Below are 15,020 nucleotides of genomic sequence, written 5' to 3' on the forward strand. Positions count from 1 at the left end.
ACTTCAAATATTTTCTGAAACTTCAAATATTTTCTGAAGATCCATATAGCTGTGCTTTCCTTCAAGGTAAAGTCGTACAATGAATATTTTCTGTTCGGCAGAAAAATTAGCCATAAAAAACACCCCGTAAATGTTAGTTTGGTGTCTAACATTTACGGGGCAGTTCAAATTGGGGTGCAGTTCACTTTTATTCCTTTTAAACTAAATTCCTTATTACTGGCACGGAACGTTCTTGAAGGCTCTCGGAAAGAAGACTATACGCGACTACTTTATTCTTGTACTGTTTGACTACGTCCACATGGTCATTATACATGTACACATATAACCTAACATCGTTTTTTCCTCTTTTTACATCAATTATAATGGGGGTCCCACTGTTCTCTGGATGTAAAAACAATTTCTCGTTCCCGGGAAAGATATGATTTTTTTTCAAAAACTTAGCTTCGTTAAAATAATGAAGCACTTGAATTTTATCTTCACCTTCCAAACGCTTTCCATCAAAGGTCACGATTGCATCCGCATCACTAATTTCAGAATGTATTTTAAATTTACTCATAATCCAATTCACGGCATCGGTTGGAAGACAGGTAACTAATAATTTAAGCAAACTTAAGATAATGGTCAAAATCAATACAGGCCATGTCATATTTGATCATCTCCGCTATACTTTTATTTAATGATTCATCTATATATTTTTCATCCATAATTATGTCGAAAGGATTGTTCACTCAGCTTACAAAGGTGATTGTTTCAAGGTATCGATCAGATTCTTTTTGTTCATATTTTTGCCATATTTGTGAACGAATTCACATTTTTATACAAATAGAATATGTCTTATGAATCAAGGCAATATTTCCATTTATTTTCATAGACTATTATAATAATCATTCACGGTATCTTAGGCTGATTTTATTACGAAGTAGATGATGCCCACAGTTAATACTAGGGCGAGACCGATATAAATATAACTAAGGTTCAACAAATTCCCTCTCGTTGCTGCAGAATAATCACTATCACTTTTCCCCGTTAACGAAAGGGTGCCAACCAGGGCAACTATACTAATGGCCACTACTGCTATTACACTTACCGTCATGAATCAACGCCTCCCAATATTATTATCTATTTCCTTGAACCATTTAAAATCCTTCCGATTCTCATCGCATTTCGCAGTGTAACTACATGAAGATCGCACCTAATTTGCATGTCAAAATGACAGGTAGATCGCTCTTTGTGTTTACTGAGTACATATATTAGTAAAACCCTTCCCCTCTATAATAAAAGAACAACCATTTTTAGGACCATCCAATCAAGTAAAATTTCCACCATCCACTTGTTGAATTCTCTCGTTAATATCCATAGAAAAGCGCAAAGCACCACTGAATAAATCCCTAAGATACCGCGGATTGCAGGAACTCATACCTAACTTGTATCCACAAAAAAGACCTTCAACTGCTCGGATATGGTTACAATTTTTAGATGTTGATTTCCACTTCAGCACTCGCTTTCCGCGGGCGGTCCGCCCTCGGCTCTTGCCTGAGGGGTCTCCCTTCGATGTGCTTTCCCCGTAGTAGTTTCCTACCTTACGTTCCAATCAACTTTGTTTTATTTAGAACCCTTTTGTTCACAAACTAGATAATAATTGTTTGCCGACAGCTTTTTTGTGGGTTTGTAAAATGGGAACGTTGATTTCCACTCCAGGCACTCGCTTTCCGCGGGCGGGCGGGAGCCTCCTCGGCGCGCCTGCGGGGTCTCCCATGCCACGCTTTTCCCGCAGGAGTCTCGTACCTTCCGTTCCAATCAACTTTGTGTTTTAAAAGAAGAAACTGCTGGCTCGTCTTATTCCAAACCCTCTTTAAGACTAGTTTATCCTTCATGTTTTTTTCCTGTAACATTTAATGGATAGAAGAAATTTGCGACACTCCTGCCGAATTACTGGCTTGCCGAGACCCCACAGACGCTTGCGTCGAGGAGGCTTGGCAGACAGTCGGCGGAAAGGGAGCGGATTTCTGAAATCAACACTTTTTAATAAAAAAAAGCTGCAGGCAAACTGAGTTTTCATCAAGTTTGTCTACAGTCTGGAATCATATGATTATAAACTTTTTACCGCCTCTGCAAACCTTTTGATGCCTTCGTGAATGGAATCCTCCTTTTCCCTTCCAAATGTAAAGCGTACGTATTCCTTATTTGTACCTAACGTTGAACCCGGAACATATATGACTCCTCTTTTGATGGATTCCTCCAGTAACTTTATTTCGTTCAATGGCACTTTCAGCTTACACCACAAATGAATTCCGCCATTTGGCGAATAATAATCAACTTTTTTTGGCAGGAATTGTTGAAGACTCGAAACCATTGCATCCCTTCTTTTTTCCAGTTGCCTCCTTAAGCTGGCAAGATGGGCAGGAAAATACTCTGAATCCAAAAAATCATTCGCTATCCATTGAGTGAATGAGCCATGACCGAAGTCAACCTGCTGCTTAGCATCCGATAGTCTATCTATGACTGATTTCGGTCCAATGATCCACCCAATTCTTAAACCGGAAGCAACAATTTTTGACAAAGAGCTTATGTATAAAACATTTCCGTTGTTGTCCATCGATTTAAGAGTGGAAATTTCTTCCCCGGCAAAGGAAGTTAAACTATAAGGATCGTCTTCTATGACCGGTATTCCATATTCGGATGAAAGCTCAAGAATCCTTTTACGGCGGTTGATATGCAGGACAGTTCCTGTAGGGTTTTGAAATATAGGGTTCAAAAAAATCATCCTGATCCGATGTTTTTTATGGAGTTCCAGTAAATCCTCTGGGTTGATGCCATCTTTATCAACCGGCAAAGGAAAGGTTCTTAGTCCCGCGGATTGAAAGATGGGAAGGTTGTAACTATATGATGGATCTTCCAATACAACGGCATCCCCTGGCTTTAACAAGCATTGGACCACCAGATGCAGGGCTTGCTGTGCACCAGAAGTAATGAGTATAGAAGAAGGATCCGTGTCAATTCTCCTATACTGTTTAACATGATTGGCTATCGTTTCCCTTAAAACCGCATTGCCTTGAGGGTGATCATAACCTAAGCTACCAATGAAGGACCTATTGGAAATGATTTCACGTAAGGACTGGACTGGAAATAAGTCTTCTGAAAGCTCCCCGCTAGCTAAGTTAATAAGGTTATGCCCTTCCGTCTCTTTACGTATTTTTTGGGTTACTGGCATATTGGGCAAAAAAGAACCCGCTTCGATATATCTATTCCAGCTAGGGATACGTTTTCGGGTAATTCCCCAGATATCCTTGCTGATCATCGTTCCGCTTCCTTTTTTTCTTTCAACCAGCCCATTTGCTTCCAATTCATCATATGCCGCTACAACTGTACTTCTGTTAACTCCCAGTTCACTTGCCAGGAAGCGTTCAGACGGTAACGGCTTATCCACTAGGAATGTTCCATCAGCAATGCCACTCTCGATGTAAGCGGCTATTTGTTTATATAAAGGCTTCTTGGATTTTCTGTCCGTTTTCCATTCCATAAGCTACATCCTTTAAAATGTTTAGTTAAAAGCGTACTGCATTAATAACTTTATCTACTTATTCATTCAGTATAATCTTCAGCGGAGATTATTGCACTCTGCCATACTACAATATAAAAACGAAAGCCTCCATTCCTTAAATCAAATGGAGACTTTCGTTTCATCTTCTTCAACTATGCAGACTCCCCTTCAGCCAAGGGCGACTCAGATAGTGTCCGATCGGGATTTGAATCAGGCTCGTTTTCCTTTGCGGACCGTCTATCTTATAAAGTTCATCACACATATTCACATCAAAGCCGAGCAGCGGGTGCCCATTCATTCCGAGGGCTGACGATGCCAGCAGTAATTTCTGAACGAGCATCCCCGCCTCCATTTGCTGGATGCGGTATCCTCTATATCCAAGTTGCGTTTTGGAATGGTCCCGCTCACCAACTACATGTATACAGATCGGCACTTGCTGAAAATTCATGATATCGAGGGACATTCCGTATTGCAATAGGAGCCGATGATCTCCTGGTTGTATCTGCCGTAATGAATGTGTCGTGCTGTCATAATGGTAGGCACCATCTTGTATGTCTTCCACATTATATAAACAAGCATAGAGGGAAACGCGATTTCCGTTGTTCCCGTTTGTTCCATCCAAGTCATTTCGATAGGAGAACGAAGCGGTTGCCTCCTGCAGGAGAGCGGCCAGTTGCGATTGACTGACTTTCCCGAGTACAAAGTCCATTTCAGGTGAAAATCGCTTCCGGCAAACTGTTGCCAAGTCATAGGACAACCGCTTCACGATAGGAAGGGCTACAATTTTCCCTTCTGATTCCGCCCCATTCTTTGTATGGATCCGCCGGAATGATTGGGTGGATTCGATCATGGATGCTTCATTCATTTTGGTCAGCATCGGAAATTCCAGAATCCTTTGCGACCGAACATAGTGTTCAGGCTGAATTCCCTTCAATTCCAGCAATAATTCCGTCGAAGTGACAGGTCGGTCCATACTCCTTTCTTCCCTAAATCTCCAAGAAGGCCCTGCCGATAAGGGGATCGCCGCATACGTGCTCTCTTCCTCCTCCGAAAGCCCGAGCAGATGATTGATGGCCCGATCAAGGAATTGGAAGCACACCCCGGCAGCGATTCCGAAGCGTTTCGCCACTTCGAGCAACTGTCCAAGAAGCACGCCTGCATCAAGACCTTGCAGACGGTATGAAAAGTTATTATATTTATAGAAGTTTTTCCAAAACATCGTCGATACGAAAACCGTGCCAAAGCAAGAGGACATATCAATGGTTCCACCAAGAGCCTTTGTTACATATGAATCGAAATTCCCTTCCCGCAGCAAAACCAGCCGGTGGTGTGCCGCATCATAATGGTATACGCCAGCAGGTAATCCCTCGATCTTCAAATATACGTATAATTCGCTTGGATACAAAGCTCCCCCTGATGGCGGAAAACGCCGGAATGACTGCATGAGGTCCTCAGATTCCGAGGATCTCGGTACCTGACTGACCTGGGTCAGGCCATAGGCATACCAGAGGAAATGACCGATTCCTTCGAGGTCCTGCTTTGAACGCCCACTCTCCCCCTCGAGCGTCAGCGGCACCTCCAGTGATAGTGGAAAAACAGGCAAGTCACGGTAAAGCTTATACGTTAACGGTGCATCATCCCAATCCACTTCCCAATTTGGCGGACTTGCCTTTTCAATATCAAAATGTAAATTGTGCAAAAATGCCTCTAGACTCATCCTCCAACCTCCTACGTCACCGCTTATGGAAAAGGATGCGGATGCGGATTGAGCTGTTCGAAATCAAGCGGCCGTTCAGCATATCCAAGTTCCATCGGAACCCTCAGTATTCTCTCAAGGCCCGTTATGCGGGTAAGATGATGGCCGAATGTCATCGGCAGCATCCCCGGGATCAGGACTTTCACGCAATGTAATCCATTCCGTGCAATTTCCGGTGTCGTCTGATCCACCACAATCACCTCGAGTTGCAACCGGCGAAACGCCTGAAGGATTTCCTGCAAATCTTCCGTCAAGTCCGGATGGTTCGCCTTTTCCCCGTATTCTTCAGCGAAAGTTCGCATCGGGCGGTCATCATCCAGCAGAAACTGCAGTCGCTCTTCAGCTTGCGGTAAACCGTACAGCATGCCATGATCATCCATTTTCCGTACCAGTGAGGAATCCTGCAGCATTTTCTCAACCTCATCCCGGTTCTCTTCCAATTTATCGTCAAGTGTCAGCATCATGCCGGCCAGCTCGAAGACCGCGCTTTTCACAGCCCGGACCGGGTCGAGATGGGCCCCTGCCGCACAAATGATATTCAATCCTTTTTGTTTCCTGTTTTTCGCCAGCGCCCATACGCTCGGTATACCATGTTCCATTGTCGCATTAAACAAATGGATATCATATCCCGCTGCAGCCCTCGCCCTGTCAATCATCAGCTCAAGTTCTTTGTCATTTGCAGAATAAGGGTCAAGGCGTGTAAGCGGCAGTTGCGCATACCAGGTCAGCAGGAACGAATCACGTTCGACCACTTCCATGATGCCGTAGAAAATGGCCTCCTCCAAACTTCCCCCTAAAGCACAGCCATTGGAAGTTTCATAGACAAATCCATGACCGCAGCCCAAGCTGTAATAGGAAAGCAACTCCGGGACCAAGATCGGCCTCTCTTGCAAGAATGAGTGGCCCCATACCCAATCTATCGAGCGGTCAGGATTAAATGGTTGAAACGGGAAATCATGCTGTGCATAATTTTCCTTCGAGTGCACCCCGATCCTGGTGGGATCGAGCGCAGAATCTTTCAGGTTGTTGTAGCTGTCATGTATGACTGTCCGTTTACCGCGGGGCTCCATTCCGCAATACCTTTCCAATCCCTCCAATATGGCCGTCATCTCACTGACCGCATATGAGAGAGTCCTTCCAGCCGCCCCCTCATCACCTATGAACAAAGGCAAATTAACACTTACATCGGCAAATGGCGGCACAAGGTCTATCATTTTATTATTCAGGAATCCTGTGCGGTGGTCCAAGTAATCCTTGGCCAGCACTTCATTCAGCTCATCCATTGAACGTGTCCGGTAACTGTCGGGACTGATTTTCGGACTTGGCTGCAACGAAATCCTAGCACGCTCCTTCGAGTCATCAGGTAATGTTGAGCAAACCGGACACAATGGATCCGGTAAAAAGGAGTGCCACGAACCATTCAGCGTTTTCAGGCTGATTAAAGATACATGCCCCTCCGAACGGGCGCGCTCTCCTTTCATCACCTTCCTCACCTCTGCACCAATCAAGTGGGCCATCTGTAAAAGCCCAGTTCGGGATGCCGCCGGATCACGCTCCATCCCCCCCTTTTCCTCCAGCTGCTGGCGGATTCCCCACATTTCTTTTCGATCACGCCCGGCCATGAGATGCCTTTGGTCCGCACACTGTGAACAGCCAGGAACACCAGGGCGCACCAACGGCCCTACCACTCCCTCTCCAAATGATACGAACCCCCGCAGCCATGGAATGCCCGCTTGCCTTATCACCTCTTCTGCCTTTATATGGACAGCGGGATTCCAAGCATCTTGCAGCAGAAGGACCATCGCCGTCGTTTGCGGGATCCCTGCCTCGAAATCGGTTTGGCGATTCACCTGATATTGGCCGGACAGGTCCCCATGAACATGGTCGGCCAACACTCCTTCCCCGACAACCAATACGTCAGTTTTCACCCTGATTCCCCCTCTCGCAAAAACACCCCGAACACTCCTGCCATTCCTTCCTTCAAGAGAGGTTCCAGATTTAATTCGAAAACACAGATTCGCTTACTGTTCTTCTTCAAGACTTGAATGGCTGACTGTACTAGTTCGGAATTCCCTTTCACCCCGCATGAAGGAATCACAAGATTCACCTTTTCTTCCTCAAGAACAGGCGATGCCACTAAACCGGGAGCTGTAAGGCAAACGGTCTGGTTTTGGACCTTCATGACAGCCTTTTGCAACGCGTTCCGTAATGCGATCGTTACATTCAAACCGACAGCCCCTGACCAGCCATCGCTCGTTCCTGCCCAAACTACCGGGAAACCGGACACTTCCTCACCCAAAGCGATGATCGGATCTCCTTGCAGCCGGGTCAGCGCTTGTAAATAATACCTGCAGCGCTCATCTTCCACTTGAGACAACTGCACCGTCACAAGTTTCTCCTGGTTGAATCGCTTATTTAAAAACTCTGTATCCAAACTGCTTTGCAATCCACGGCAAACACATTCAGCAAATGTTTCCCCTGCTCCGACACCGATCGATTCCTTTATTTCGTCTGCTCCCTGAAGTTTCGGAAGAGTCGCAACGAGCTGGCTGAGTGTTCGGGATGCATATGCTTCGACTCCTGCAAGACCGGTTTCCCGCCTCGCTTCCTCATGCGTCAGATCTGAACGGATGATTTCGGGCAGGAGTCCGGCCGGACCGGCCGACAGCGGATCCACGACCTGAACGCGGCATTGAGCCAACGGCAGCTGTTTTAAATCCCCCTCATCCCATCTATGAAAGATTCCGGTTTCCGAGGATGTCAAACGGCTGAAGTACATAAACACCTTCCCAGGATCACCCGGGTCCGCTTTCAGTTCAAGCCGCCGTTCAAAATCTTCAATCCATGCAGCAGTCCCTTTACCCGTCACGCCAGGGTGGGGAATGAACGGATGCCATTTTCCCTCCAATGTATCCATATTCAGCAGATAAAATTGATTGGCTTGTTCTGCTGTCGCAACGCCTGCAGCCTCTTTAAACCATTCGAATACCATTATATTGGCTAACATCGCTCCGGCTGTGGCGGAAAAGGAAGATGGTTCCTGATTCTTTTCCAGCTCAGCTTGGTGTAAACGATGCCACGCTGACTCCCAGCACCCCTTGGAATCCGGATGGACGAGCGGTCCAGCCATGCCTACTTGATTGATGATCAACGCAGGAAACAGGATTTTTCCCCCTTGCCTGCAAACCGAATGAAGTTCTCTTAATTCCTCTATATCTCCTTCCTGTGACACATATAAGATCGAGTCAAAAGGCCGCACGACCTCCTGCCATTCAATCCCTTCTCCCTTTTCAAGCATGACCTCCTCTATCGCAACCTCGTCGTCCGTCTTACGCGCATGTGCCACGATCTCCTTCAATCTTTTTCTATTGGTCGGTACCGTGTCCGTGATGAAGATATGGAAAGCAGGCAATCCGGATTCGATCAGGGAGGACACCAATGAAAGGAACAAGGGGCCAGAGCCGATAGCCAACGCCTTTTTCTTTCGATAAGTTTCAAAACGGTGAGCCCCGGAATCGCCGCAGCTTTCCAGGAATTCGATTTGCGAAGCATACCTTTCAAGAACTTGTTCCCTTAATTGATGGGGGCTATCCTGACTTACATCCCGAACAAACCCATTCCCGTACAAAACCTCAGCAATTTCCATCACCCGGTTCCGGTATGGGCCAGGCAATCCATCGGTCAACTCGCTTAATGTATGGTTGCCGTTGAACATCGGTAATAACTTTTCAATCCACTGAACGATCGAGGTGCCCTCCATACGGAACGAACTTACGTTATTCCTGAAATACACACCTCTGTTTGGTTCCGGAAGAAAAAACGTATCCCTTTTCACTTTCAAACGCATAGAAGGGGTTAAATTCACCATTCCGCTCCTCCTAACCCGATGCATTCTAAGTACTGCTTTTAGCACAGCACTTCACTTCAATCCTATGTACGACAATTTGTCTCTTATGTCTAATACAGTAAAGAAAAGTCCCTGCTGCACCGCAGGGACTTTTCTTTAGAAGACCTGAAACCTTAATGTCCGCAACGTCCGCAACGACCGCCGCATCCGCCGCAGCGTCCGCATCCACCACAACGACCACAACGACCACAGCGACCGCCGCAACCAAAGCAGCCAAAGCACAAGAAACAGCCAAAACAACCAAAGCAACCGCCCACACCAATGAATTGCCGAGACGAATCATCCAAATTGTACTGGTTTTGCTCCCAAGGAACTGGCTGTGTCACCTGGAAATCATCGACATTCAGATTTTGCAATTGATTTTGAAATTCATACATCTTATATAACCTCCGTGTATTAATTAATTAGGCAAATCTTAAAACAGGTATTCGAAACGAAATGGTCAGGGAATGAACAGCACATCAAATACTCCCTCCAACAAAATATGTAAGGGGATTGGGTATTGCTACTGATTACAACGCCCATTTCCCATTAAAAGACCCATGAAAAAACAGAAAACCGGAAGGGTAATACCCTTCCGGTTTTCATGATCGCCTCTTAAATCAGCATTGTCGTTTCCCTTTATGTATAACTCTTTCAATCAAAGTCCCATTAGTTATGCAGTTGTTCATAACGAGTCCAGTTGACCGATTTTTCCAGCACGATTGATATCAATACTCCCATTATGAGCCCATTCGTCAAAAAGGGCTGTAAAAGCGCGGGCAGGTTCGAAAATGCAGTAGGCAGGACATTCATCAAACTCACGCCAATCAATACTGGTACGGCAAGCCTGAATATCGTGTCTGAAGTGAAATGCTGACCTTTGACGCTGTTGAAAGCCGTACCGAACAGCTGAAGGTAGGCAACGAACAATACTGCATTTCCGACTGTTATCGGCATCGTGGCCAGGAACGAGATGAAAGGGGGAATGAGCCCGATTATGGTCAATAACATGCCTCCAAGCAAGAAGGGCTTCCGCTCATAGATTTGAGTGCTCTGCAAAAATCCAATCGATGAAGTAAAAGGTGTATACGGAACAAGGCCAAGCAGCGGAGCGAAAATGGTAAATCCGCCAGTCATGAATAAAGAATTTCGATACTGCTTGTGTTCAGCTTCATCACCGATTAATTCCGATGCAGCCTGAATGGAAGCGAACGTGTTGCACAAATTAAGCAATCCTGCAAAAAAGGAAATTGCTATGATCCCGAATTGAAGGTTTGGAGCACCTAATGGGAAAAATGAAAAAGCGGCACCCGTCGATCCCATTTCTCCCCCGGCCTCCGGAAATAGCAGCTCGTAAAAAATCCATCCCACTATAATCCCGATCAATATCGAGAAATTGCTTATCGTCCTTGGTCCTTTTATTTTTAATATACTGACTAGAAGTACAATTCCCACAGATAGGAAACTGACCGGGATGTTAATTTCGCCATTCTCCGTAATCCCCAGCATCCCCTTAAAAAAGACAAAAATGAGCTGGAACGTCAGAAGGAATAAATAAACCGTCATGACCATGGGAGTGAAAATCTTCTGGACATGAGAAATCAGGTTGAAGGCCGAAATAATGAGGGTCACGACACCCGCGGCAATGAGGCCAGTAGCAATTCCCCCTCCTATCTCAGCATAACCGAGCCCTATGGATGGTGCAGATAACCCTAAATTCAGCATCACGCCCCACAATAGACCGGAGTGCCCTTCCATAAGCGGATACTTATGCCCCTTCCACCCCTGAAACACGCAAGCGATCCCGGTGAAAATGAGCGAGCTTCTCATGGTCATTTCCGTAACATTGGGAGGAAGATCAAAAGCTGCGCCAATCGATATGGGCACAACTACCGTATTTGCAAAAATAAAAAACAACCATTGAAAAGAAGAAAATAGAGTCACAGAAGAACTCCAACTTTTCATAGATTCCATCTCCTTTGAACATGATACTTTTCAAACTTATGGTGAATTTCACTTGTCCTTCCCTTGAAAAATGCGATAGGACATCACCATGTTAATAAACGCGGTCCCGGATGGTCCGCTGCTGCATTGCTGGACACATCATTTATCTCGCTGGACCTTTGCTGGCGCATGAGTAATGATAACGTTCCCATTAATAGTAACAAAGACTGCGGCTCCCCGCTAATTTGTTGGCTTGATTAAGGTTGCAAGGCCGGCAAGCAAAAGCGGGACATTTTATGATATAAAGACATGCGAGGGCAACCCATATAGCCCAAAAAATCACTTCCACAGCATATAACATATGTAAATAAAAGTACACGGAAGCCGCCAAAAACGAAAAAGGAAATCCGGAAATATCCAGAAATCCTTTTTTGGTTCAGTCCTACCGTTCAATGGACTGCTTTTGTTTATATAGTGAACCGGAAACCAAGTTCCCCTTGTAAATGACCGCTTTACGCTCCGAACGCCTGGCAACTGCCTCTGCAGAACAGCTTGCGTCAATTAACACCAGACTTGCGGCATCCCCAACTTTCGGCCATACCTGGTTACCCTTATCATCCAATGGGGTTTTTCCGCCAGTTATATATCCGAGTGTCCGGGAAAGCGAGACTTCATCAATCCATTTGAAACGTTCTGCGAGCCTTCCTGCCCTCTCCAAGATGTCACCATTCCCAAGAGGTGACCATACATCAAAGATATTATCATTTCCTACTGATACTTCAACCCCTCTTTCATGTAATAAATCAACAGGGGGCATCTGCCTGTTGATCGGGACACTGGTGACGATGGAAATCCCCGCCTCCCTAAGAATGTCAGCCAGTTCATAGGCTTCTTCCCTGGATACGTCCCCGATGCCGAACGCATGGCTTAATGCCACCCTTCCTTCCCAGCCCGCTTGCTTGGTCAGAGCTGCCAAACGTTTCATGGTGAACGTGCCCAGATGGCCGGGATCATGTAAATGCAAGTCCACATCAGCATTCGCTTCCACCGCTAAATCCATCAATTGTACGAGCGATGCTTCAATATTGTTATCGACTGTCGCTGGATCCACCGCCCCGACGATTCCTGCTCCGTTTCGCAATGCCTCCCTGACAAGCTTGACAGAACCGGACCGCAACAAACCGTGCTGCGCAAATGCGACGATTTCTGAACTGAGCCGATTGGTATAGCCAGCAAGCGCCTGCTGAACTTGCTCTAAGTTTTGCAAGCCCGCTTCCGGATAGATATCAACATGAGTCCGTATATGTGCAGAGCCAGAAGCTAAAAGGATTTCCAGTAAAGATTCTGCACGTTTACATGTGCTTGTTGCAATGGAAGGCAGAACCCTCTTCTCATTTTCAAAGCGTTCAATGACACTTGAAGAAGGAGTGCACGCTCTCCAAACATCCCCCATCAGTGTCTTATCAAGATGGACATGCTTTTCAATGAAGGATGGCAGCGCCAGTAAGCCTTTTGCATCTTCCACTGGTAAATCATCACGTATGGCTTCCCCATCTTTGACAATCTTCGTGATCCTGCCATCCTCCATCAACAGATGAAATAACCCGGTGATCGTTCCTGTAACTCTTTCATTCTCTTTCCGGTAACCACATTCCAAACGAACATTCTTTAACCAATAGGTTCTATTCATGATCTTCATCCCTTCTTGATCCAGATCTTCAATTCGACTTCAAGGCAGATTCGCGATCGAGTCCGCCGTAAACCAGATTTCCATCGACCATGACCGCAGCACGCGTCGATCTCCTGGCAACTGCTTCAGCAGCACATGATGCATCCACAAAAACCATAGTTGCGTCATTTCCCACTTTCGGCCATAAACGATTTCCTTCATGGTCCAATGTCTTGACTCCGCCCGTAATGAATTGGAGCGATTGGGACAATGCATACTCGTCCTTCCAGTTGTACCTCTCAGCCAATCGGCCTGCCTTTTCCAGCATATCCCCAGTACCGAATGGGGACCAGGAGTCGTAAAAGCCATCGCACCCGAGAGCAACATGGACACCTTTCTCATGCAGTGAATCAATCGGGGGCATGACCCGGTTGATCGGAACTGTAGACATGATCGCTATCCCCAGGTTTGATAATTCACTGGCCAGTTCATTCGATTCTCCTATTGAAACATCTCCAAGTGCAAAAGCATGACTGATGGCCGCTCTGTTTTAAGCCTGATCGTAGCCAATATACTTGAACCATTACAAACAAAAAAAAGCGACCAGCAAAAAATAAGGATGGCCTGCCTGCTTTCGATCTGTATTGGAGGATTGGTTTTCGTAGCTACACTCTTCTATTCTCCAAACCTATTGGAGCTCTTATTTTATTCAGGCAATATATACTCGGCATTGCTGGCTCCGATCCTGGTTATCGTATTCAGTAAAGGAAAAGTCGCTGATTACATACCGATAAGCGCGGTCCTGGCGATTGTGGCTTCATACATCATCCAGCCTCATGTAAGCGAATTCCAAAGCATATGGTTCAGCGGATTGGCTTCATTGACAATCCTGGTGATTTGTACGATCCTTACCCTCATCAAGAACAAATGGAGGATCGTGAAAACAAAACCATGAATACGGCCAACCCCATTCATTATGCATGAATGGGGTTCTTCTTTAATCCCGTAAAAACTTAGCTAGCCACCTTCCTGAAATACCGATAAACCTTTTCTAGCTTTTGGGTTTGTTTCCCCTTTGGGCTTTCCATATTCCCGAATTCGAAAAACTTCACTTTCTTGATCCCGACAAAATTGAATAGTGCTCTTTTCATCAATATTTTATGCGCATCATTCAACCACATAAGCGGATACTTTGCAGGTCCCTTCATCGTGGACACACATACGACCGACTTTCCTTTCAGAAGGCCTTCCGGGAACAAGCCCTTTTTGTCCCTGTAGGCAAAATTCGCAGAAAATAATTGATCGATGTATCCCATCAGCATGGCCGGTGGCCTCCCCCACCAGATCGGATAGACAAAGACAATTTTGTCGGCCCAAGTAATTTGATTTCTATATTTTTCAAACTGAGGATCACGATGCATATCACGCCTTCGTTTATGCTCATTGAACTCCAAGAGCGGATTGAAGCCTTCTTCATATAAATCCAAGACCTGCAGCCCCTTTATGTTCGGGTTCTCCTTACTTCCCTTGACGATTTTTTCTAAAAAAGCATGGCTTAGGCTTTTATGATTTGGATATGTGTAGATGACCAGCATGTTCATGACGTACCCCCTATTTACTTATCATTTGATAACAATCATATAACACCATCTTTTTTATTGTCAAATGATAATTGTATTTTGATAATATTTTTGATATCTTCTCAGTAAGAGGTGAAAGTTATGGACAAAAAAGCTCTTTTTGAAAAAATGGTCACATTTACAACTTCCGTACATCAAGTGACACATGAATTGACCCAAAACGCCAAATCCGATTCCATCACGCCGGTACAATATAAAATTCTTGAATATATAACCGTCAGTCAGCCTGTCACACCAAGTGAAATCAGTGACTGTCATCATATCTCCATGCCTAACACGAGCCGTGAACTGAAAAAATTAAGCGAAAAGAATTTAATTGAAAAAATAAGTGATTCGGAAGATAGACGGAAACAATACATCCGCCTCTCCAAAGAAGGGGAAATGATGATGAACGAGGCTTTTACAATCGTGGAATCCCGTTTCCTAAGCCGGCTGCAACATGCATCAAAGGAAGATTTAGCGGAGATTGACCGTGCCTTGGACATTCTTCAAACAAAACTTTTTTACTGATGAACACAAAAAGGGCTCCCGCAATTGAAGTTGACGAAGAATCGACTTCAATCGCGGGAGCTCTTACATTA

General features: G+C 45.4%; 13 protein-coding genes. 2 read left to right on the forward strand and 11 right to left on the reverse strand.

Going from position 1 to position 15,020, the window contains the following annotated elements:
- Positions 1–196: 196 nt before the first annotated feature.
- The 10 genes from AC1DIV_RS26340 to AC1DIV_RS26385 all read right to left on the reverse strand — a co-directional run bounded on the left by AC1DIV_RS26340 (position 197) and on the right by AC1DIV_RS26385 (position 13,337).
- Positions 197–646, reverse strand: coding sequence for a YfmQ family protein (locus AC1DIV_RS26340; protein WP_477577705.1), 450 nt, complete (start codon positions 644–646; stop codon positions 197–199).
- 252 nt (positions 647–898) lie between these two features.
- Entirely contained in the window at positions 899–1,093 is a 195-nt protein-coding gene (locus AC1DIV_RS26345; RefSeq protein ID WP_048687505.1) for a hypothetical protein, read from the reverse strand.
- Between the two features lie 996 nt (positions 1,094–2,089).
- Positions 2,090–3,520: a MocR-like pyridoxine biosynthesis transcription factor PdxR gene (gene pdxR / locus AC1DIV_RS26350; protein ID WP_477577707.1), complete on the reverse strand. Its 1,431-nt coding sequence runs from the start codon at positions 3,518–3,520 to the stop codon at positions 2,090–2,092.
- Between the two features lie 169 nt (positions 3,521–3,689).
- A complete protein-coding gene (locus AC1DIV_RS26355; protein ID WP_477577709.1) occupies positions 3,690–5,258 on the reverse strand; it encodes a SagB family peptide dehydrogenase in 1,569 nt (522 codons plus the stop codon).
- A 23-nt stretch (positions 5,259–5,281) separates the two neighbouring features.
- On the reverse strand, positions 5,282–7,225 hold the full coding sequence (locus tag AC1DIV_RS26360) for a TOMM precursor leader peptide-binding protein (RefSeq protein ID WP_477577711.1): 1,944 nt from the start codon (positions 7,223–7,225) through the stop codon (positions 5,282–5,284).
- Positions 7,222–9,165 (reverse strand): putative thiazole-containing bacteriocin maturation protein, encoded by a 1,944-nt coding sequence (locus AC1DIV_RS26365; RefSeq protein ID WP_477577713.1) that lies wholly within the window; start codon positions 9,163–9,165, stop codon positions 7,222–7,224. The genes AC1DIV_RS26360 and AC1DIV_RS26365 overlap by 4 nt, the downstream gene beginning before the upstream one ends.
- A gap of 152 nt (positions 9,166–9,317) precedes the next feature.
- Positions 9,318–9,581: a heterocycloanthracin/sonorensin family bacteriocin gene (locus AC1DIV_RS26370; protein ID WP_477577715.1), complete on the reverse strand. Its 264-nt coding sequence runs from the start codon at positions 9,579–9,581 to the stop codon at positions 9,318–9,320.
- Between the two features lie 274 nt (positions 9,582–9,855).
- On the reverse strand, positions 9,856–11,151 hold the full coding sequence (locus AC1DIV_RS26375) for a uracil/xanthine transporter (protein ID WP_202186915.1): 1,296 nt from the start codon (positions 11,149–11,151) through the stop codon (positions 9,856–9,858).
- Between the two features lie 421 nt (positions 11,152–11,572).
- Entirely contained in the window at positions 11,573–12,820 is a 1,248-nt protein-coding gene (locus AC1DIV_RS26380) for an amidohydrolase (RefSeq protein WP_477577717.1), read from the reverse strand.
- 28 nt (positions 12,821–12,848) lie between these two features.
- The gene (locus AC1DIV_RS26385) at positions 12,849–13,337 is read right to left on the reverse strand and encodes an amidohydrolase family protein (RefSeq protein ID WP_477577741.1); all 489 of its coding nucleotides are present in this window, start codon (positions 13,335–13,337) and stop codon (positions 12,849–12,851) included.
- Between AC1DIV_RS26385 and AC1DIV_RS26390 the strand changes: the two genes are divergently transcribed.
- Complete coding sequence (locus tag AC1DIV_RS26390; RefSeq protein WP_477577719.1) at positions 13,329–13,754, forward strand: hypothetical protein; 426 nt, start codon at positions 13,329–13,331, stop codon at positions 13,752–13,754. The genes AC1DIV_RS26385 and AC1DIV_RS26390 overlap by 9 nt on opposite strands.
- Positions 13,755–13,812: 58 nt before the next feature.
- Here AC1DIV_RS26390 and AC1DIV_RS26395 read toward each other — a convergent pair whose 3' ends face one another.
- Positions 13,813–14,400 (reverse strand): NAD(P)H-dependent oxidoreductase, encoded by a 588-nt coding sequence (locus AC1DIV_RS26395; RefSeq protein ID WP_477577721.1) that lies wholly within the window; start codon positions 14,398–14,400, stop codon positions 13,813–13,815.
- Between the two features lie 120 nt (positions 14,401–14,520).
- On the opposite strand from AC1DIV_RS26395, the gene AC1DIV_RS26400 reads away from it, so the two are divergent.
- On the forward strand, positions 14,521–14,949 hold the full coding sequence (locus AC1DIV_RS26400) for a MarR family winged helix-turn-helix transcriptional regulator (RefSeq protein WP_477577723.1): 429 nt from the start codon (positions 14,521–14,523) through the stop codon (positions 14,947–14,949).
- The last annotated feature ends 71 nt before the right edge of the window (positions 14,950–15,020 follow it).

It is taken from the genome of Peribacillus sp. 05N428 (assembly GCF_056397085.1).

Excerpts from the sequence above, each read along its gene's own strand:
- AC1DIV_RS26390 (WP_477577719.1), top strand. The coding sequence starts at position 13,329 with ATGACTGATGGCCGCTCTGTTTTAAGCCTGATCGTAGCCAATATACTT.
- AC1DIV_RS26345 (WP_048687505.1), bottom strand. The coding sequence starts at position 1,093 with ATGACGGTAAGTGTAATAGCAGTAGTGGCCATTAGTATAGTTGCCCTG.
- AC1DIV_RS26340 (WP_477577705.1), bottom strand. The coding sequence starts at position 646 with ATGACATGGCCTGTATTGATTTTGACCATTATCTTAAGTTTGCTTAAA.
- pdxR (WP_477577707.1), bottom strand. The coding sequence starts at position 3,520 with ATGGAATGGAAAACGGACAGAAAATCCAAGAAGCCTTTATATAAACAA.
- AC1DIV_RS26375 (WP_202186915.1), bottom strand. The coding sequence starts at position 11,151 with ATGAAAAGTTGGAGTTCTTCTGTGACTCTATTTTCTTCTTTTCAATGG.
- AC1DIV_RS26395 (WP_477577721.1), bottom strand. The coding sequence starts at position 14,400 with ATGAACATGCTGGTCATCTACACATATCCAAATCATAAAAGCCTAAGC.
- AC1DIV_RS26380 (WP_477577717.1), bottom strand. The coding sequence starts at position 12,820 with ATGAATAGAACCTATTGGTTAAAGAATGTTCGTTTGGAATGTGGTTAC.
- AC1DIV_RS26370 (WP_477577715.1), bottom strand. The coding sequence starts at position 9,581 with ATGTATGAATTTCAAAATCAATTGCAAAATCTGAATGTCGATGATTTC.
- AC1DIV_RS26365 (WP_477577713.1), bottom strand. The coding sequence starts at position 9,165 with ATGGTGAATTTAACCCCTTCTATGCGTTTGAAAGTGAAAAGGGATACG.
- AC1DIV_RS26400 (WP_477577723.1), top strand. The coding sequence starts at position 14,521 with ATGGACAAAAAAGCTCTTTTTGAAAAAATGGTCACATTTACAACTTCC.
- AC1DIV_RS26355 (WP_477577709.1), bottom strand. The coding sequence starts at position 5,258 with ATGAGTCTAGAGGCATTTTTGCACAATTTACATTTTGATATTGAAAAG.